This is a genomic window from Psychrobacter sp. TB55-MNA-CIBAN-0194 (assembly GCF_040309505.1).
Lineage (GTDB): Bacteria > Pseudomonadota > Gammaproteobacteria > Pseudomonadales > Moraxellaceae > Psychrobacter > Psychrobacter fozii.
Genome location: NZ_JBEOOW010000525.1, coordinates 1 through 254, shown reverse-complemented (window position 1 = coordinate 254; position 254 = coordinate 1). Strand labels below are relative to the sequence as shown.

Genomic DNA, 254 nt, shown 5'->3' with positions numbered 1-254 from the left:
CTATATTAATGCCGATAAAGCCATTATTGATACAAAATCAGCCCTTGATGGTGCCAAATTTATTCTAATGGAGCGTTTTGCTGAAGACGCTAAATTACTCGCTAAGTTTAGAAGCCATATTAGTCAAAATGGGGCGATTGAGAGTAAGTTAATTGACGGGCAAGAACAAGCAGGTGCTAAATACAGAGACTACTTTGAACATCAAGAGCCGTTAAAAAAAGTGCCCTCGCACCGTGCATTAGCCATGCTAAGAG

Annotated in this window: 1 pseudogene; it reads left to right on the top strand. The window is 40.2% G+C overall.

The features are described from left to right. Positions 1-254 (top strand): annotated as a pseudogene (locus AAEY75_RS16135) (hypothetical protein); the annotation flags it as partial.